Origin of the sequence: Bradyrhizobium sp., from assembly GCF_035652035.1 — a bacterium.
Classification (GTDB): domain Bacteria; phylum Pseudomonadota; class Alphaproteobacteria; order Rhizobiales; family Xanthobacteraceae; genus Bradyrhizobium.
Map to the genome: position 1 here is coordinate 109,288 of NZ_DASREO010000098.1, position 17,492 is coordinate 126,779.

Consider the following 17,492-nt stretch of genomic DNA (forward strand, 5'->3'; position numbering starts at 1 on the left):
CCTCCTGCTGTTAACTGTTGCGCCTATTTCTCGGTGAGCTTCTTCAGACTGGCAAGGCCGGCTTCGAAATCCCTGCCAATCATGGCGTCGAAGTTCATGAACACCTGCATCACCTTCGACATGAAGGGCGAAGGGCCCTGCATGACCCAGATGACGTTGGTGGCGGAGCTGTCGCGCTCGGGCACAAAGGCGAACTCCGCAGTGTTGTGACCTTCGAACGGCTTGATGAAGTCGAGTTTGATCACAATTTTTGACGGCGATGAGGCATCGAGAATTTCCATGCGGCCGGAACCGACATTCCTGTTCCCGTCCCATGCGTAAGCCGCACCCTTTCCGCTCTCGGGTCCGCTGAAGCTGCGCTTCATTGCGGGATCCCGGTTTTCCCACGGAGACCAACTGGCCCACTGCTGAAAATTATTGACCAGCGGAAAAATTCGTTCCGCCGGCGCCTGCATAAGCGCCGACCGCCGGACCGTGAAACTATCCGGCTTCGCCGCGGCGAGGATCAGAACTGCGGCAATGGCGATCGCCAGCACGACAGCGACGATAGCGACGGTCTCAAGCATCGATGCTTCCTTTCATGGTCAGTCACAACAAGCGGTGGTTACGCCTCTGCAGAAGCCTGCTTGTTGCAGCGATCCCACCAGACGCCGGCCCACAGCGCCACGCCGATATAAAATGCAGAGACAATGTAGCTGAACGCAAGGCCGCCACGGGATACATGCGATGGAACGACGCCGACGACGTAACCGGCGAATGCGGGCCCAAAGACAGAGGCTATTGCAATCAAACCGAGACCCGCAATCGCTGGCGTTGCCAATTTAAGGCCGTGGATGAAGCCTTCGCTCAATCCATAACCGATCCGGCCCAACGCTTGCGTGACAGTCCGCCACGGCGCGAGCTTGATGAAAGCATCAAGCAGCAGGATCATGATCTGGAAGGTCTGCATGTTCATCTCGCGTCCCCTGTCTCAGCGGGCTCTCTGCCCTAAAGACGAACGGGGGGACGGCGGACCGACAAAGTTTTCGAATTATTTTTTGCTCTTTGTGACGGCGGCGCTGGTGGAGTGGATTTGACATTCGCTACCCGCCCCGCCGCATACTCGGGATGCGAATGTCAAATCCTAAACTTCACTAGAAACCTGTATTTTCCAGTGGTCCTGTGATTCCAACATTCGCAAAGGCGCCCGCTGAGAAGGGATGCGAATGTTAGAATCGGACCACTGGCGATTGGCAGTCGCGCATCAGGCGATCCAGATGCATGCGGATATGGGCGGCTTCCGCCGAGGTGTTGGCAAGCGCGATGGCGCGATCGAAGGCGACACGCGCCTCGTCGTTACGGCCGAGTTGCATCAGGAAAGCGCCGCGCACGCCGAAATAATGAAAGTAACTGGAGAGCCGCTCGCCGAGCGGCTCGATCATCGCAAGCGCTGCCTCCGGCCCGCGAACTTTCGATACCGCGACCGCGCGGTTGAGCGTGACCACGGGCGAAGGCTGCATGACCTCAAGCGCGCCATAGAGCAGATCGATCTGCGCCCAATCGGTATCTTCGAACTTTGCCGCGCGCGAATGCAGCGCCGCGATCGCCGCCTGCACCTGGTACGGCCCTGAGCGGCGATGCCGCATCGCCTTGTCGATCAGCGCCACGCCCTCGGTGATCAATTTCTGATTCCACAGCGTGCGGTCCTGATCCTCAAGCAGCACCAGTTCGCCATTTGCATCGAATCGCGCTGCCGCGCGGGCGTGCTGCAACAAGAGCAGCGCTGTGAGCCCCATGATCTCCGGTTCGCTCTGAAACAGCCGTAGCAACAGCCGCGTCAGCCGGATCGCCTCCTCGCACAGCGGCATCCTGATTTCGGAGGTCTCGCCGCTCGCCGAGTAGCCCTCGTTGAAGATCAGATAGATCATCGCGGCGACAGCCGCGAGCCGCTCGCTTCGTTCGACCGCCCCGGGCGTCTCAAAGGGAACACCGGCCTTGGCGACGCGCGTCTTGGCACGGGTGATCCGCTGCTCCATCGCCGCTTCCGAAATCAGAAATGCGCGCGCGATCTGCTTTACGGAGAGGCCCGAGACGATGCGCAGCGCCAGCGCGATCTGTTGCGTCGCCGGCAAGTCCGGATGGCAGCAGATGAACAAGAGCCGCAGGATGTCGTCGCGATAATGCGAGCCGTCGAGCCGCTCTGCGATTTCCTCCTCGGCGTCATCGAGATCGGAAATGGCAGCGTCCTCTGGCAGCGCCTCCTGCTTGTTCGAGCGGCGCACCTCGTCGATCGCCGCATTGCGGCCGACCATGATCAGCCATGCCGCCGGATCGCGCGGCGGGCCATTCTGCGGCCAGCTTTTCAGGGCGCGCAGGCTGGCGTTCTGGAATGCTTCTTCCGCGGTATCGAGATTGCGGAAATAGCGCAGAAGTGCGCCGACGGCCTGGGGACGCGCCGATGTCAGGGCCGCATCGATCCAGCCGACGTCTGTCACTTCGCCCTCGTTCCGGCGTCGAACAGGCCGACCGGGCGAATCTCATAGGCCCCGCCCGGATTGGCGGCGCCGAGGTCTCGCGCGACGTCGAGCGCAGCATCGAGATTTTCGCAATCGACGATATAGAAGCCGAGCAGTTGCTCTTTGGTCTCGGCATAGGGGCCGTCGAGCACGACCGGCGGACCGTCCTTGCGCAAGGTCGTGGCCGCGGTGGTCGGCAGCAGCCGGGCGACCGGACCCAGCCGGCCTTCCTTCTTCAATTTGTCCTGAACGACCGAAAGCTTCGACATGACCGCGGCGTCCTGCTCCTTGGTCCAGGAGCCGACGAAATCCTCGTCGTGATAGCAAAGTATGGCATACATCATGGGCAAGGCTCCTTCTCAGGTCCCTAGGACGGGCGGGATGGCCCCGCTCCGACATTGCTTACGGAAAAATATTCGTGCTGAAAACTAGCCCGGGTTCCGGGATGAGAGGTGAAATGACGACGAAAAAAGGCACGTTGGCGCTGTTGATCCATGGCGGCACCGAAAACTGGTCGCCGGCACGATGGAAACAACGATTTGACCAGGTCTGCGCCGACCGTCCGGTCTGGCTCGCGACTGACAGCGGCGGCGATCCGGCCAGCGTTCATTACGCCGCGGTCTGGAAGCCGGTGCCGGGCGAGTTGGCGTCGTTTCCGAACCTGAAGGTCATTTTCAACCTCGGCGCCGGCGTCGATGCGCTGATGGCCGACAAGACCCTGCCGAAAGTGCCGCTGGTGCGCGTCTCCGTCGGCGATCTCACCCACCGCATGACCGAGTATGTCGCGCTGCATGTCCTGATGCACCACCGGCAGGAACTTTATTTGCGTGACAGCCAGCGCGCGAAGCGATGGCAACCGAAATATCAATGGCCGGCCGAGGCGATCACGGTCGGGGTCATGGGGCTCGGCACGTTAGGCGCGGATGCCGCGGAAGTTTTGGTGCGACTCGGCTTCAAGGTGGTCGGCTGGAGCAACAGCCCGAAAACCATCAAGGGTGTCGAATGCTTCCACGGCAAGGCGCAGCTCGATGCGTTCCTGCAGCGCACCGACATTCTTGTCTCGCTGCTGCCGCTGACGCCGGACACACGGCACATTCTCAACCGGGAGCTTTTCGCAAAGCTGAATCGAACGAGCCCGCTTGGCGCACCGGTCGTGATCAATGCCGGCCGCGGCGGCTTGCAGAACGAAACCGATATTCTGTCGTGTCTCGACGACGGCACGTTGGGCGGCGTCTCGCTCGACGTCTACGCGACCGAGCCGTTGCCGCCGGATAGTCCGTTCTGGACCCATCCGAAGGTGGTGCTGACGCCGCACAACGCCGCTGACACAGATCCCGACGAAATCTCGAAATATGTCGCACGCCAGATCGCGCAGTTCGAGGCCGGTGAGCCGCTGGAGAATCTCGTCGATCCTACCCGCGGGTATTAAATTCTCCATGTCGTCCCCGCGTACGCGGGGACCCATAACTACGGGTCTTAGATATTTTCATGAAAGCGTCGGCTCGCACGCCAAAACGTGAAGCCGCGGCGTATGGGTCCCGGCTTTCGCCGGGACGACGACATTATTGTGTGGACGTTCCGCACATCACGCCGATCGCGCCCTTCACGATCGCCTCCAGCTCCTTACGGGGGACCCGCGCTCGCGCGCGGATGGCGATGGTGTGAATGGTGGCGGACGCCAACTGCGCCAAAACAATGGGATCGGCAGACGGCGGCAATTCGCCCTTTTCCCTGGCGCGGCGGAAGGACGACGCGAAGGCCTTGTCGAGTTCGACAAATCCGTCGAGCACCATCGCGCGAATTTCGGGATCGGCCACCGCTTCGGAAGCGGCCGTCATCACGGTGAAACAGCCTTTCGGATCCGACGTATCGGCAACATAGATATCGAGCGCCGCCGCATAGACGCGCTTCAGCCTTTCGCGGATCGGCATTTCGCCCCTGAAAATCTCGATCATCGCCGCGCGGGCGTCGGTGCGATAGCGCGCATAGCTCTTGATGTAGAGTTCGCGCTTGTCGCCGAACGCGCCGTAAAGGCTCGGCCGGTTCATGCCGGTCGCCGCGCTGAGATCGTCGAGCGAGGTCGCCGCAAAGCCGCCCTTGCGAAACAGCTCGAGCGCCTTGCCCAGCGCGACGTCCGGCTCATAGGCGCGCGGCCGTCCGCGGCGCTTGGGAGCTTCCGCATTGATTTCCGGCGGCTTTTTACTTTTTTGTACCATTTCGCAATAAATTCCTTGACGCACCTTATATTATGCGAAACAGTATAAAAATCAACCGCGCTCGAATGACACGAGCCGAATCCGGAAAGGAGCCGCCATGGATCTCTATTTCTCACCGCTCGCCTGCTCGCTTGCGACCCGCATTGCGCTTTACGAAGCCGGCAAAAAGGCGACCTATCTGGAAGTCGATGCGAAGACCAAGGTCGTGCAGAACGACGGCTCTGATTTTCGCAAAATCAATCCGCTCGGGCTGGTGCCGACCCTGCGCACCGATGAGGGAGAGGTGCTGACCGAGAACGCCGCGATCCTGCAGTATGTCGCCGATCGCTTTCCGGAAGCAGGCCTCGGCACCTCGTCAGGCATGGACCGAAGCCGGCTGCATCAATGGCTCTGTTTCATCGGCACCGAACTGCACAAGGGGTTGTTCGTGACGCTGCTTGACAAGAAGGCACCGCCGGAGGCCAAGACCTACACGCTCGGCAAGGGCCTTTCGCGGCTCGATTATCTCGAGCACCATCTCAAGGGCCGCGAATTCCTGCTCGACCATTTCACCGTTGCCGACGCCTATCTCGTCACCGTCATCAACTGGACCATGGCGACCCCGCCGATCGAGCTGGCGAAATGGCCTGCGGTGAAGGCCTATTACGAGCGGCTGCGCACGCGCCCGAGCATCGCGAAAGCGATCGCCGAAGAGTTCGAGCTGTATAAGGCCGAAATCGCACGGCACAAGACCGCGGCTTGATGGACGCTCGTGTTCCGGACGCGATGCAGCGTATCTTCACGTCGCATCGCAGATCCGGGACCTGGCAAAAGCGACGTGGACCTCGGATCAGCAGCGCACCGGAATCGCGCTGCGCGTCCGGGGAACGCGAGTGAGCTCACTAGAACGGGCTATCACCCAATCCCGGCACATCGAGAGGCCGCGGTCCCGGCGCGGGCCAATGGAAGCGGCGGTCTTTTTCGGAAATCGCGATGTCGTTGATGCTGGCTTCGCGCCGGCGCATCAGACCGTGCTCGTCGAACTCCCATTGCTCGTTGCCGTAGGAGCGGTGCCACTGGCCGCTCGCATCATGCCATTCATATTGAAAGCGCACCGCGATGCGGTTGTTGTCGAAGGCCCAGAGATCCTTGATCAGGCGATAGTCGAGCTCCTTCGCCCATTTGCGCGTGAGAAACGCAACGATCGCGGCGCGCCCCTCAAACACTTCGGAGCGGTTACGCCAGCGGCTGTCTTCCGTGTATGCAAGCGCCACGCGTTCAGGGTCGCGTGAATTCCAGGCGTCTTCCGCCATGCGCGCCTTCTGCGCGGCGGTCTCGCGGGTGAACGGCGGCAATGGCGGACGCGACATGATCATCTCCCGGCTGTTTTCGATTGCGAGCCAAGACTATCGCTTCAATCGTGGGAGTTCGATGGCCGTGTTGCTATCAGTCGATTGCGAGAACCAATCGACGCTGTTCCGAAATGCCTAGTCGAGATCGGCCTTCATCAGGGCGCGGATCGATTTCGGTATCGGCTGCGCCCTGCCCTCGCTGATGAACGCGACCCGCACCTCTGCCGTGACAAGAACGTCGTTGCCGCGCCGTACCTCCTGCGCCAGGACGATCGAGGCGCCCTTCACCGCGACCGGCCAAGTCACGACGTCGAGCACATCGTCCATCCGCGCTGGTTTGAGGAAATCGAGCTTCATCGAGCGCACCACGAAGGCAAAGCCTGGCGTCTCGGTCTCGGCTTCCGAAAACAATGCGTGCTGCTCGGCGCCCATCAGCCGCAAATGGTTGGTGCGGCCGCGCTCCATGAAGCGCAGGTAGTTGGCGTGATAGACGATGCCGGAGAAATCCGTGTCCTCGTAAAAGACGCGGATCTGCATCTGGTGGCGACCGTCGCGGATTTCGCCGTCGAGATGGGTTAAGGTCAATTGCGCACCACGTTTTGGCTTTTTCACGGTTTTGCGCAAAATCCGCCTGCCGCGCAAGCGCAGGCTGTAATGTTGAGGCGTTACGAGAGAACTGGCGCAGTTTTGCCCACCGTCACGAGCACGATTTCCGGCGGCACGCCGAGCCGGAACGGCACGATGCTGCAACCAAGCCCGCCGGAGACGACGACGTCGCAGTTCATGCGGATATGGCCGTAAGCAAGCCGTTGCCCGGAAGGCGCGACCGGCGACCAGCCGAGAAGCCTCACCTGACCGCCATGGGTATGGCCGGAGAGCTGGAGCGCGACCCGCGACGGCACGCGATGTACGACGTCCGGCTCATGCGCCAGCAAAATGACCGGCGCGTCGTCCGTCACCTTGGCGAGCGTTGCGGAAAGATCGTCGACGCCCCTCCGCCTGACGAGGCCGTAGCGGCGCGCAAAAACAAAGGCGAGTTGATCGCCGAGGCCGGCAAGCCAGAAAGGGCGGCCAGCCTTGCTCAGGCGCTGGACGTCGTTCTCGTAAACCGGAATGCCGGCGCCTTCGAGCGCGCGGCGGGCAATCGTCGTTCCTGCGCCCTGTCGCTGCACAATCAGGTCTTCCCAATAGTCATGATTGCCGAGCACGGCATGCACGCCGAGCGGCGCCTTGAGACCAGCGAGAACAGAGGCCCATTCGTTGGCCGGAATAACCCGCGTCACGTTGCGGTGACCGGCGACATAGTCGCCAAGCAAAACCGTCACGTCGGCGCCGAGCATGTTGGTGTGGTCGACGATCGTCTGGATGCGCTCCAGCGACATCCAGGGATCGCAGGCGTGAATATCGGTAATGACGGCGATCTTGAGATTGAAGTCGGCCGGCCATTGCGGCGGCGAAACGTGATAGCGCGTGACCCGAAGCTGAAGTTCCGGCTCGCTGAATCCGTAAGCGACCGTCGAAACGCCGGTAACGCCGAGACCAGAAAATGTACGCAGAAAATGGCGGCGTGAGAGCATAAAGAGCCGATTGTGATGCAGCCTGCTTTTCGCCGGAGAATACAGCTGAATTACGGAACGTTTGTGCAGATATTGCGCAGTAAGGTTACTGATTCTTCATCTGCACGAGACGATCGCGCAACAACGGCGCGCGGTGTCATTCGTCCTCGCTGTCGTTGCCGAACAATCCGAACTGCGCCGGATCGCGCGCAGGTTCCGCCAAGCCCAGGTGACGGAACGCATGCGACGTCAACAGACGCCCGCGCGGAGTGCGCTGCAGATAGCCGCACTGGATCAGAAACGGCTCGATGATGTCTTCGATCGCATCGCGCGGCTCCGACAGCGCCGCGGCAAGCGTCTCGACACCAACCGGCCCGCCGGCATAGTTCATCGCAATCGTCGTGAGATAACGGCGATCCATCGCGTCAAGGCCCGCCGCATCGACCTCCAGCGCGCTCAGCGCAGTGTCGGCAATCTTGCGATCGATGGAATCCGCATCCGCCGCGGACGCGAAGTCTCGTACACGGCGCAACAGCCGCCCGGCGATGCGCGGCGTACCGCGAGCACGGCGGGCGATTTCGTTGGCGCCATCGGCGGTCATGCCGATTTGCAGCACGCGGGCGCCGCGGGTGACGATCTTTTCCAACTCGTCTTCGGTGTAGAAATTCAGCCGCACCGGAATCCCGAAACGGTCGCGCAAGGGATTGGTCAAGAGCCCAGCGCGCGTCGTCGCGCCGACCAGTGTGAACTTGGCAAGATCGATCTTGACCGAGCGCGCCGCCGGTCCCTCGCCGATGATGAGGTCGAGCTGGAAATCTTCCATCGCGGGGTAGAGATGTTCTTCGACCGCGGGGCTCAGGCGATGGATCTCGTCGATGAAGAGCACGTCACGTTCTTCGAGATTGGTGAGAAGCGCGGCGAGTTCGCCGGCCTTGGCGATCACGGGGCCTGAGGTCGCGCGAAAGCCGACGCCGAGTTCGCGCGCAACGATCTGCGCGAGCGTGGTCTTGCCGAGACCAGGCGGACCGACGAACAGCACATGATCGAGCGCCTCGCCGCGCTTGCGCGCTGCTTCGATGAAGATCGAGAGATTCTTGCGCGCCTGGGCCTGACCGACGAAGTCGGACAGCGATTGCGGGCGCAGCGCGGTATCGCCGCCATCCTCAGCGCGGCGCTCGGGCGTGACCATGCGCGGGGGATTCATTCGTTGCCCCGCCGGTATTTGTTGGGCAACAATTCGCCGATCGTCACTACCTTCGGCGTGCGTCCGTTGTTGGGCACGATCACTTTCGCCTTGGCGTCATAGTCGTGAATCAACTCGCGGCAGATGCCGCAGGGCGAGACCACCGCGATCTTGCCGGGCTCATCGGGCTTGGGGTGACGCACGGCGACGATGGTCTCGATGCCGTGGTCGCCGCTCTCGGTGATGGCGCGGCCGATCGCAATCGCTTCGGCGCAAACCGCGATCCGGCCGATATAGGCGTCGATATTCACGCCGGTAATGATGCGGCCGTCGCGCGTGCGCATTGCCGCGCCGACTTCCTGCCAGTCGTTGCGATAGCGCTCGCTGATTGCCTTGGTGGCGGCGGCGATCAGTTCCTTGTCTTTCTTGCTCAGCATGGTCGACGATGCATTTCCTTCGAGGCGGCGGCTAGCAACGAATAACCTACTTCGCCAGTTCCTTCAGGCCCAGCCGGATGAGCTGCGCGGTCTCGGCTTTTTCACCGGCGCTGCGCGAGGCCGCGGCAATCGCGGCGGCCGCTTGCGGCTGGCCGTAGCCGAGATTGACCAGCGCGGAGATCGCATCCGTCACCGGGCGAGGCGCGCGAGAGTCGTCGATCGCGCCGGAGAGACTGACGACCGCCGGATCGACATTGGCAAAGTGAGGCGCCTTGTCCTTCAATTCGGTGACAATGCGCTCGGCGACCTTCGGGCCGACGCCGGGCGTGCGCGTCACCGCCGCCTTGTCGCGCAGCGCAATCGCATTTGCGAGGTCGGACGGCGAGAGCGTGCCCAGCACGGCGAGCGCGACCTTGGCGCCGACGCCCTGCACCGTCTGCAACAGCCGAAACCATTCGCGCTCGATGTCGCTCTTGAAGCCGAACAGCTTGATCTGGTCCTCGCGAACGTAAGTCTCGATCGAGAGCACCGCCGCCTCGCCGGGCGCGGGCAAGCCTTGCAAGGTGCGCGAGGAGCAATGCACCTGATAGCCGACGCCGCCGACATCGAGGATCACAAAATCCTCGCCGTAGGAATCGATCAGACCCTTGAGCTTGCCGATCATAGACCGACCACCTTGAGCCGCATTGCAGCGCTGGTGCGGTGATGGGCATGCGTGATCGCAACGGCGAGCGCGTCGGCCGCGTCAGCGGACTTAGGCTCGGCCTTCGGCAGCAGCACCTTCAACATCACCATGATCTGGTTCTTGTCGGCGTGGCCGGCGCCGACCACCGTCTTCTTCACCTGGTTGGGCGCGTACTCCGCAACCGAAATGCCGAACATCGCAGGCGCCAGCATCGCGACGCCACGGGCCTGGCCGAGCTTGAGCGTTGCCACGCCATCCTTGTTGACGAAGGTCTGCTCGACGGCAGCCTCGGCGGGGCGAAAATCGCCGAGGACAGTGGCCAGTCCCTCATGAATGGCAAGCAGGCGGCTCGAAAGCGGCAGATCGTCCGGCGGCTCGACCGATCCGCAACCGAGATAAACGAGCCGGTTGCCTTCAACCTCGATCACGCCCCAGCCCGTGCGGCGCAGGCCTGGGTCGATGCCGAGGATCCGGATAGGAGGGCGAATCGGCTGGGAGGACATGGGCACTTATACCCAAGATTCGCGTTTGGCGTCGCCGTTGGCGGTCGGCCGGGCGACCTTATCCGCCCATCTTGGCCACAAGCGCGTCGGAAATCTCGAAGTTGGCATAGACGTTCTGGACGTCGTCGTGCTCGTTCAGAAGGTCCATCAGCTTCAACAGCTTCTCGCCGGTTTCGTCGTCGACCGCGACCGTATTTTGCGGCTTCCAGATCACGGCTGCCTTGCGCGCCTCGCCAAACTTCGCCTCCAGCGCCTTGGCGACGTCGCGAAAGGTTTCCTGCGAGGCATAGACTTCGTGGCCGCTTTCGCTGGACAGCACGTCGTCGGCGCCGGCGTCGATTGCCGCTTCCAGCATGGCATCGTCGGACGCCACCTTGGCGTCGTATTCGATGATACCGGTGCGATCGAACATGAACGAGACCGCGCCGGTTTCCCCGAGATTGCCGCCGGATTTGGTGAAATAGGAGCGGATGTCGGAGGCCGCGCGGTTACGGTTGTCGGTCAGCACCTCGACGATCACGGCAACGCCCCCCGGGCCGTAACCTTCGTAGCGGATTTCGTCATAGGTCTCGCTGTCGCCGCCGATCGCCTTCTTGATCGCGCGCTCGATATTGTCCTTTGGCATGTTTTCCTGCCGCGCGGCGATCACCGCTGCCCGAAGCCGCGGGTTCATCGCGGGGTCAGGCGTCCCCAGCTTGGCCGCGACCGTGATTTCGCGCGCGAGCTTGCCGAACAGCTTCGACTTCTGGGCGTCCTGACGCCCCTTGCGGTGCATGATGTTCTTGAATTGGGAATGTCCGGCCATGCCTGATCTCTGGAAGTCGAAAACTAGTGGTCCGATTCTAACATTTGCATCCCGTCGCAGCGGGCGCTTTTGCGAATGTTAGAATCGAAGGACCACTAGCAAAAACATAGGTTTCTAGTGGAGTTTCGGATTTTACATTCGCTTGACGAGCCCGCTGCGAATGGGCAGCGAATGTAAAATCCACTCCACTAGGTGATTTGGGTGGAAAGCGCGGCCTTATAGGCTTCCCACTGGCTGAAATCAAAGATTTGGCGACGTTTTCGGTACCAAGGTAGCGGAAACTGCCTCCAAGTCAGGCATTTGTTAACCATGATTTCACGGCGGGGTGGGACGATGATCGTCAACATACCCGCTTACTGAGAAACCCATGGCGATTGGATTGTTCCGGAAAGCCGCCCTCCCGCCACCCGCGCCTGCGCCTCAATCCCAGGCGAAGCCGGCTCCTGTGACGGAAGATGGCGATTACTCCGAAGCCGAATCGGTCCGGCAGATTCTCGAACTGCTCGAAATCGAGCTCGGTGGCATGATCCGCCAGCTCGAACGCGCGGCGAGTGCAGTTGCCGGCGGCGCAGACGCCACCGCAGCCACGCTTGCCGCCGTCCGACAGCGTACCGACGCGCTGAGCGCGCGCTCGAACGAGGCCCAGAGCACCGCAACCATTTTCTCTCAGGCCGCCGACAAGTTCGCCGATTCGGCGAAAGGCATTGGCTCGCAGGTCCGCGATGCCGGCAAACTCGCCGACGAGGCAGCCGCGGCCGCGCACGAAGCCAGCGCCAATGTCGATCGCCTCAAGGATTCCTCGGCCGCGATCGGCAATGTCGTCAATCTGATCGCGCATATCGCGCGGCAAACGACCCTGCTCGCGCTCAACTCGACCATCGAAGCCGCGCGCGCCGGCACGGCCGGACGCGGCTTCGCGGTGGTCGCCTCCGAGGTCAAGGCCCTGGCGGTGCAGACCCAGGACGCAACCGAAGAGATCAAGAAAAAGATCGACGCGCTGCAACGCGACGCCGCCGGATCGGTCGAAGCGGTGCATCGGATTTCGCAAGCCATCCAGGCAATCCGCCCGGTGTTCGAAAACGTCAACGGGGCGGTGGCCGAGCAGCAGGCGACCACCCAGGAGATGACCGAGAACGTTGCGACCGCCTCGAACTTCATCGCTTCGGTTGGGTCCAGCGCCAGCGAGATCGATCACGCTGCGAAGGAGGCGGAGGCGCATCGCGAGCATGTCGCCAATGCCGGCAACGCGGTCACCATCTTCGCGCAAAAGCTCAAGACCCGCTGCGCGGTGCTGCTCGGCCACGACCTGCGGGCCGACCGTCGCAAACAGGAACGGCTGCCCTGCAACCTGAGGATCGAGATCGACACCCCGCAGGGCCGCATCGCGGCGCAGGTCTACGAGATTTCCGTCGAGAGCATCCTGATCGGCGGTCCGAACGCCGCCAATGTGCCGCTCAATCAAGCCCTCAACGCCACGTTGCAGGATATCGGCGCCTGCAAGATCCGCAGCGGCGAACGGTCGAGCGCTGGCGTTCAGGCGAGCATCATGACCAACGATGCGGCCCTCATCGAGACCATCGAAGACAAAATGTGGGCGATCCACGACGAGAACACCGAGTTCGTCACCCGCGCGATGGAAGCCGGTGTTCAGCTCAACCAGATGTTCGAACAGGCGGTCACAAGCGGCGCGATCTCGATGGAGGCGATGTTCGATACGGACTATGTCGAGATATCCGGCACCAACCCGGTGCAGCACCGCAGCCGTATCCTCGATTGGGCCGATCGCGCGCTGCCGGCGTTCCAGGAAGCCTTCCTCGCCAAGGATTCGCGCATGGTGTTCTGCGTTGCGATCGACCGCAACGGCTACCTGCCGGTGCACAACAAGGTCTATTCCCATCCGCAGCGGCCAGGCGACGTCGCCTGGAATACCGCCCATAGCCGCAACCGCCGCATCTTCAACGACACGGCCGGCCTTGCGGCGGGCCGCAACCAGCGCACCTATCTGATCCAGAGTTACGCGCGCGACATGGGCAACGGCGTCACGGTGATGATGCGCGAGATCGACGTGCCGATCCGCGTCAAGGGCAGGCACTGGGGCGGATTCCGCACCGCCTATAAACTTTAGGGTGGATTGCTGGCTTTCAAGGCGCGTTGCATAAGATGAGCGAGAACCCGAATCGGTTGGAGTCAGGCGATGTCCGCCGCAAAGTCTGCTGGACCTGAAGTTTCTCCCGTGCGGTCGGAGGGTGAACGGCTCGTCGATCAGCTCAGCAATCAGCTTGGCGGCCTCGGGGTCGAACTTGCCGACGTCGCCGGCAACGTGCAGGAGGTCGCCAGCCGGGTTTCGACGCAATCGGAGCACTTTGCGCATCTGCAGAAGACCGCGGAGACGATGGTCTCCGCCAACCACGACATCGCCGATGCCTCGCGGGCGGTCCAGTCGGCGTCGTCGGAGACTGTCGACGAAATCAATCAGTCGCGGGGCGCGGTCGAGGCCGCGATCAAACACATTTCGGAACTGGTCGAATCGGTCGGCCGGATCGAGGACAGGCTGAGCGCGGTCTCGTCGGCGCTGGCGCAGGTGACGAAGGTTTCTAGCTCGATCGAGGCGATCGCCAAGCAGACCAATCTTCTGGCGCTGAATGCGACCATCGAGGCGGCCCGCGCGGGCACGGCCGGCCGGGGCTTTGCGGTCGTTGCAAGCGAGGTCAAGAGTCTTGCGGAAGCCACCCGCCAGGCGACCCACCAGATCGGCGACACCATGCGCGACCTCGACGGTCAGCTCGGCAACCTGATCGGTGAAAGCGGCGAAGCCTCCTCGCGGGCCAAGACCGCGAGCGAAGGCGCCACGCAGATCCAGAACATCATCGCTCGCGTCCAGGAAGGCTTCACCAAGGTCGGCCAGGAGATCGACGGCGTCGCCAAGGCTGCAACGTCCAATCTCGGTCACTGCGATACCGTGATCGAGGAACTGCGCAACCTTGCCAAGGGCGTCGATCTCTCCTCGAGCGACCTGAAGCATGCGGACGAGCGCGTCACCAAGCTGCTCGATCTGTCCGAAAGCCTGATCGCCGCGATCGCCGACAGCGGCGTGGAAACGTCGGATGCACCACTCATCCGCGTCGTCGTCGAGACCGCCGGGCGGATCGCGGAAGTTTTCGAGGCGGCGGTCGCGCGCGGCGAGATTACGCTCGACGCGCTGATGGACGAGAACTATCGCGTGATTCCCGGGACCGATCCCAAGCAATACATGACGAACTACGTCGAGTTCACCGACCGCGTGCTGCCCACCATTCAGGACCCGATCCAGAAATCCGATCCGCGCATCGTGTTTTGCGTGGCCTGGGCCAAAGGCGGGTATCTGCCGACCCACAACCCGAACTATCGCTTGCCGCAGGGAAAAGATCCGGTCTGGAACAACGCGAACTGCCGCAACCGGCGTCTCTTCAACGATCGCGCCGTGAAAAAGGTCGCGGCCAACACCAAGCCGTTCCTGCTGCAGACCTACCGGCGCGACATGGGCGGCGGCAATTTCGTGCTGATGAAGGACGCCTCCTCGCCGATCTTCGTCCGAGGACGCCATTGGGGCGCGTTCCGCCTCGGCTTCCGGCAAAGCTGACTCGCACAAGCCTGACGCGCGGGTCCACGTTGCGCTTAGCTCGTCCAGAATTCCGGCATCGCCGGCGACAGCCGCCCGCCGGTTCGAACGGCCTCGACTTTCACCGCGAGCCCCGTCGCATCGTCGGTCTCGACCGCGACACCGCTCAATGTCGCCGGCCCCATCGCCGGCTCGAAGCGCGCCGCCGGAATGCCCGACGTAAATCTGCGGATCGGTTCGTCCTTCTGCATGCCGATGATCGAATCGTAATCGCCGGTCATGCCGGCGTCGGTCATGTACGCCGTCCCGCCTGCGAGAATCTGGTGATCGGCTGTGGGCACATGGGTATGCGTGCCGACCACGAGACTGGCGCGGCCGTCGCAGAAATAGCCGATCGCCTGCTTTTCGCTTGAGGCCTCGCCGTGGAAATCGACCACCACCGCGTCCGCCGCCTCGCGCAACGGACAGGCGGCAAGTTCGCGGGCCAGCGCTGCAAAGGGATCGTCGAACGGCGTCATGAAGACGCGGCCGATGGCGTTGACGATGAGCGCGCGCTTGCCGCTCTTCGTCTCGATCAGCGCCGCACCGCGGCCGGGCGTGCCGGACGGAAAATTCGTCGGGCGAATGAGCCGAGGCGCGCGCTCGATGAACACCAGCGCCTCGCGCTGATCCCAGGCGTGGTTGCCGAGCGTGATCGCGTCGGCGCCGGCATCGAGCAATTCCTGATAGATCGCTTCGGTAATCCCGAAACCGCCGGCCGCGTTCTCGCCGTTGACGACGACCAGATCGAGCGACCAGTTGCGGATCATCCCGGGTAGATATTCGGTCACCGCGGTGCGGCCGGACCGACCCACCACGTCACCGACGAACAGAATTCTCAATTAAGTGCTCCGAAAATCGAACGTCTTCTTCTCCGTTAGCACATAATCGAGCGCGACGTCGTGCGCGAGTGCGGGGACAGCCTTGATTTCCTGGGCGGCGAAGGCAAGGCCGATGGCCGTGATCGGCTTCATTTTCCGCAAATGGGCGAGTGTGAAGTCGTAATGACCGGCGCCATAACCGATGCGGTGGCCGAGGCGATCGAAAGCGGCAAGCGGGACCAGCATGATGTCGGGAATGAGTTCGGCCCTGGCCGGCGACGGCTCGAGAATGCCGAGCGGGCCCATCGTGAGACGATCGCCGACGACCCATGCGCGGAACGAGAGCGACTTGCCGCGCCCGAGGATCGCCGGCAGCGCGAGTTTTGCGCCTTGGCCTGCCAGTTTGCGCATCAAGGGCTCGGGATCGAGTTCGCTGCGGATCGGCGAATAGCCGGAGACGATGACGCCAGGGGATATCTCGAACGGCAGACCGCGCGCAGCCAGCTTCTCGCTGGCGGCAGTGCGCACCGCCGCCTCCATCGCATCGCGCGCATCGAGCGCGCTCTTGCGCAAGTCACCCTTGGATGGAAGTGCGGACATGCGAGGCCCCCTGCCACATCACACCAACCAGAGAGAAAGTGCGAAGCCGCGGTCGCCGTTGAAGCGCTCGATCCCGGAGTTCCCTACGAAAGTAGGTGGGCACCATATGTCCGGATCCACGGACCCGGCCAGGGACAGTTCCCTAAAGGATCGATAAGGCCCCGGGGATATATGGCTCCTGACGCGCGACGCAGCCTCGCGGGAATCAATGTAACAACGATGCGGCCGGACCGCCAGCGGCGGCCCACCGCTCTCCCGCCCAGATGTCGTCCCTGCGAACGTCCGCGGCCGATGTCACCCGTCTCGTGACGCCGCCACGTCCATCGCATCCCGCGCTACCCACGTTGGTGACGATGCGCAACGCCCCTCGGATCGGGCGCGAGACGGGGCGAAGAGCTAGCGGTGATTTGCCCGACGGGGCAAGGGGGAATTTGGCTGCCGTCCGCAAACCGCTTCGCGCAGAGCACTTTGCTCGGTCGTCATGACGAGTTGCGGGCAAGCCGGGACTCGCGCGCCTTCTGCCCCGTGGCTTCCCGTCTCGGCATGGACGGATCGCGGCCAGCGAAAGTCTTCTTGCTTGCAGGCGTCCGCCGCGCGGCGGACGGCAGTCTCTTCTTGGTGAGCTGATTGATGGGACTGCGTGGCGGGTTTGGCATGTCTCAAACCTCAATTGATGTCGATGCCTCAATCAGCAACGTTGGAGAACGTTGAAGGTTGCTTGGAGGCCCGAAGCGGGAACCATTGAGCGCGCGGTCGCACCTGAGCGGGCCGGACCACACGGCTTCGTCGTCCGTGGCCGATGTCACAAGCAGCGTGCTGACGCATCACTCCGAAGGATCTCGCACGCCGACGGCGTCGATCTCCACGAGATATCCGTGGTGAAGCTCGGACACGGGGACGACGGTGCGGGCGGGCTTCGCGCTTTCGAACGCTTCGGCGTAGATCCTGTTGAAGGCGGGCCAGTTCTCGACGCCGACGATGTAGGCGGTGACGCGCAACACGCGGTCCGGACCGCAACCCGCCTTGGCAAGAACGGCGATTACATTCTTGAGCGCCTGACGCACCTGGGTTTCGAACGGCTGGTCGGCGGAGTGGGTCCCATCGCCGCGCATCCCGAGTTGTCCCGAGGCAAAGACCAGCCCGCGCCAGGCGGTCGCGTGCGAATAGTGGCCGGCGGGCACAGCAACATCTGCCGCGGTGAACCTTTCGATTGAATTCGTCAT

Annotated in this window: 20 protein-coding genes and 1 other RNA gene; 4 read left to right on the forward strand and 17 right to left on the reverse strand. The window is 62.7% G+C overall.

Annotation, left to right across the window (positions count from 1 at the left end):
- Positions 1-23: 23 nt before the first annotated feature.
- From VFB05_RS27115 to VFB05_RS27130, 4 genes are all read right to left on the reverse strand, one after another.
- Positions 24-566, reverse strand: a complete 543-nt coding sequence (locus tag VFB05_RS27115) for an SRPBCC family protein (protein WP_325018202.1) — start codon at positions 564-566, stop codon at positions 24-26.
- Positions 567-604: 38 nt separating this feature from the next.
- Positions 605-955 carry a hypothetical protein gene (locus tag VFB05_RS27120; protein WP_325018204.1) on the reverse strand — a complete coding sequence of 117 codons (351 nt, stop codon included), beginning with the start codon at positions 953-955 and terminating at the stop codon, positions 605-607.
- Between the two features lie 253 nt (positions 956-1,208).
- Positions 1,209-2,474 (reverse strand): RNA polymerase sigma factor, encoded by a 1,266-nt coding sequence (locus tag VFB05_RS27125; RefSeq protein ID WP_325018206.1) that lies wholly within the window; start codon positions 2,472-2,474, stop codon positions 1,209-1,211.
- Positions 2,471-2,839: a YciI family protein gene (locus tag VFB05_RS27130; RefSeq protein ID WP_325018208.1), complete on the reverse strand. Its 369-nt coding sequence runs from the start codon at positions 2,837-2,839 to the stop codon at positions 2,471-2,473. Before VFB05_RS27130 ends, VFB05_RS27125 begins: the two co-directional genes overlap by 4 nt.
- A gap of 113 nt (positions 2,840-2,952) precedes the next feature.
- Between VFB05_RS27130 and VFB05_RS27135 the strand changes: the two genes are divergently transcribed.
- Positions 2,953-3,924, forward strand: a complete 972-nt coding sequence (locus VFB05_RS27135) for a glyoxylate/hydroxypyruvate reductase A (protein ID WP_325018210.1) — start codon at positions 2,953-2,955, stop codon at positions 3,922-3,924.
- A gap of 133 nt (positions 3,925-4,057) precedes the next feature.
- Here the strand turns inward: VFB05_RS27135 and VFB05_RS27140 are convergent, their stop codons facing one another.
- Positions 4,058-4,711 (reverse strand): TetR/AcrR family transcriptional regulator, encoded by a 654-nt coding sequence (locus VFB05_RS27140; protein ID WP_325018212.1) that lies wholly within the window; start codon positions 4,709-4,711, stop codon positions 4,058-4,060.
- 97 nt (positions 4,712-4,808) lie between these two features.
- Between VFB05_RS27140 and VFB05_RS27145 the strand changes: the two genes are divergently transcribed.
- The gene (locus VFB05_RS27145) at positions 4,809-5,453 is read left to right on the forward strand and encodes a glutathione binding-like protein (RefSeq protein ID WP_325018214.1); all 645 of its coding nucleotides are present in this window, start codon (positions 4,809-4,811) and stop codon (positions 5,451-5,453) included.
- 139 nt (positions 5,454-5,592) lie between these two features.
- On the opposite strand, the gene VFB05_RS27150 is transcribed toward VFB05_RS27145, so the two are convergent.
- From VFB05_RS27150 to VFB05_RS27185, 8 genes are all read right to left on the reverse strand, one after another.
- Positions 5,593-6,060, reverse strand: a complete 468-nt coding sequence (locus VFB05_RS27150) for a nuclear transport factor 2 family protein (RefSeq protein ID WP_325018217.1) — start codon at positions 6,058-6,060, stop codon at positions 5,593-5,595.
- A 117-nt stretch (positions 6,061-6,177) separates the two neighbouring features.
- Positions 6,178-6,627 carry a tol-pal system-associated acyl-CoA thioesterase gene (gene ybgC, locus VFB05_RS27155; protein WP_325018219.1) on the reverse strand — a complete coding sequence of 150 codons (450 nt, stop codon included), beginning with the start codon at positions 6,625-6,627 and terminating at the stop codon, positions 6,178-6,180.
- Positions 6,628-6,707: 80 nt separating this feature from the next.
- Positions 6,708-7,619, reverse strand: a complete 912-nt coding sequence (locus tag VFB05_RS27160; RefSeq protein ID WP_325018221.1) for a metallophosphoesterase — start codon at positions 7,617-7,619, stop codon at positions 6,708-6,710.
- Between the two features lie 136 nt (positions 7,620-7,755).
- The gene (gene ruvB / locus VFB05_RS27165) at positions 7,756-8,802 is read right to left on the reverse strand and encodes a Holliday junction branch migration DNA helicase RuvB (RefSeq protein ID WP_325018223.1); all 1,047 of its coding nucleotides are present in this window, start codon (positions 8,800-8,802) and stop codon (positions 7,756-7,758) included.
- Positions 8,799-9,218 (reverse strand): cytidine deaminase, encoded by a 420-nt coding sequence (locus VFB05_RS27170; RefSeq protein ID WP_325018225.1) that lies wholly within the window; start codon positions 9,216-9,218, stop codon positions 8,799-8,801. The genes ruvB and VFB05_RS27170 overlap by 4 nt, the downstream gene beginning before the upstream one ends.
- A 46-nt stretch (positions 9,219-9,264) precedes the next feature.
- Positions 9,265-9,882, reverse strand: a complete 618-nt coding sequence (ruvA, locus tag VFB05_RS27175) for a Holliday junction branch migration protein RuvA (RefSeq protein ID WP_325018227.1) — start codon at positions 9,880-9,882, stop codon at positions 9,265-9,267.
- The gene (gene ruvC / locus VFB05_RS27180) at positions 9,879-10,406 is read right to left on the reverse strand and encodes a crossover junction endodeoxyribonuclease RuvC (protein ID WP_325018229.1); all 528 of its coding nucleotides are present in this window, start codon (positions 10,404-10,406) and stop codon (positions 9,879-9,881) included. Before ruvC ends, ruvA begins: the two co-directional genes overlap by 4 nt.
- A 58-nt stretch (positions 10,407-10,464) precedes the next feature.
- Complete coding sequence (locus tag VFB05_RS27185; RefSeq protein ID WP_325018231.1) at positions 10,465-11,211, reverse strand: YebC/PmpR family DNA-binding transcriptional regulator; 747 nt, start codon at positions 11,209-11,211, stop codon at positions 10,465-10,467.
- Between the two features lie 367 nt (positions 11,212-11,578).
- Between VFB05_RS27185 and VFB05_RS27190 the strand changes: the two genes are divergently transcribed.
- The gene (locus tag VFB05_RS27190) at positions 11,579-13,336 is read left to right on the forward strand and encodes a methyl-accepting chemotaxis protein (protein WP_325018234.1); all 1,758 of its coding nucleotides are present in this window, start codon (positions 11,579-11,581) and stop codon (positions 13,334-13,336) included.
- 69 nt (positions 13,337-13,405) lie between these two features.
- Positions 13,406-14,830: a methyl-accepting chemotaxis protein gene (locus VFB05_RS27195; protein WP_325018236.1), complete on the forward strand. Its 1,425-nt coding sequence runs from the start codon at positions 13,406-13,408 to the stop codon at positions 14,828-14,830.
- 35 nt (positions 14,831-14,865) lie between these two features.
- On the opposite strand, the gene VFB05_RS27200 is transcribed toward VFB05_RS27195, so the two are convergent.
- The 4 genes from VFB05_RS27200 to VFB05_RS27215 form a co-directional block, all read right to left on the reverse strand.
- Positions 14,866-15,690 carry a TIGR00282 family metallophosphoesterase gene (locus VFB05_RS27200; RefSeq protein WP_325018238.1) on the reverse strand — a complete coding sequence of 275 codons (825 nt, stop codon included), beginning with the start codon at positions 15,688-15,690 and terminating at the stop codon, positions 14,866-14,868.
- The gene (locus VFB05_RS27205) at positions 15,691-16,269 is read right to left on the reverse strand and encodes a 5-formyltetrahydrofolate cyclo-ligase (RefSeq protein ID WP_325018240.1); all 579 of its coding nucleotides are present in this window, start codon (positions 16,267-16,269) and stop codon (positions 15,691-15,693) included. It lies immediately after the preceding gene.
- A 39-nt stretch (positions 16,270-16,308) separates the two neighbouring features.
- A non-coding RNA gene (ssrS, locus tag VFB05_RS27210) (6S RNA) lies at positions 16,309-16,469 on the reverse strand.
- Positions 16,470-17,093: 624 nt separating this feature from the next.
- Entirely contained in the window at positions 17,094-17,492 is a 399-nt protein-coding gene (locus VFB05_RS27215; protein WP_325018242.1) for a RidA family protein, read from the reverse strand.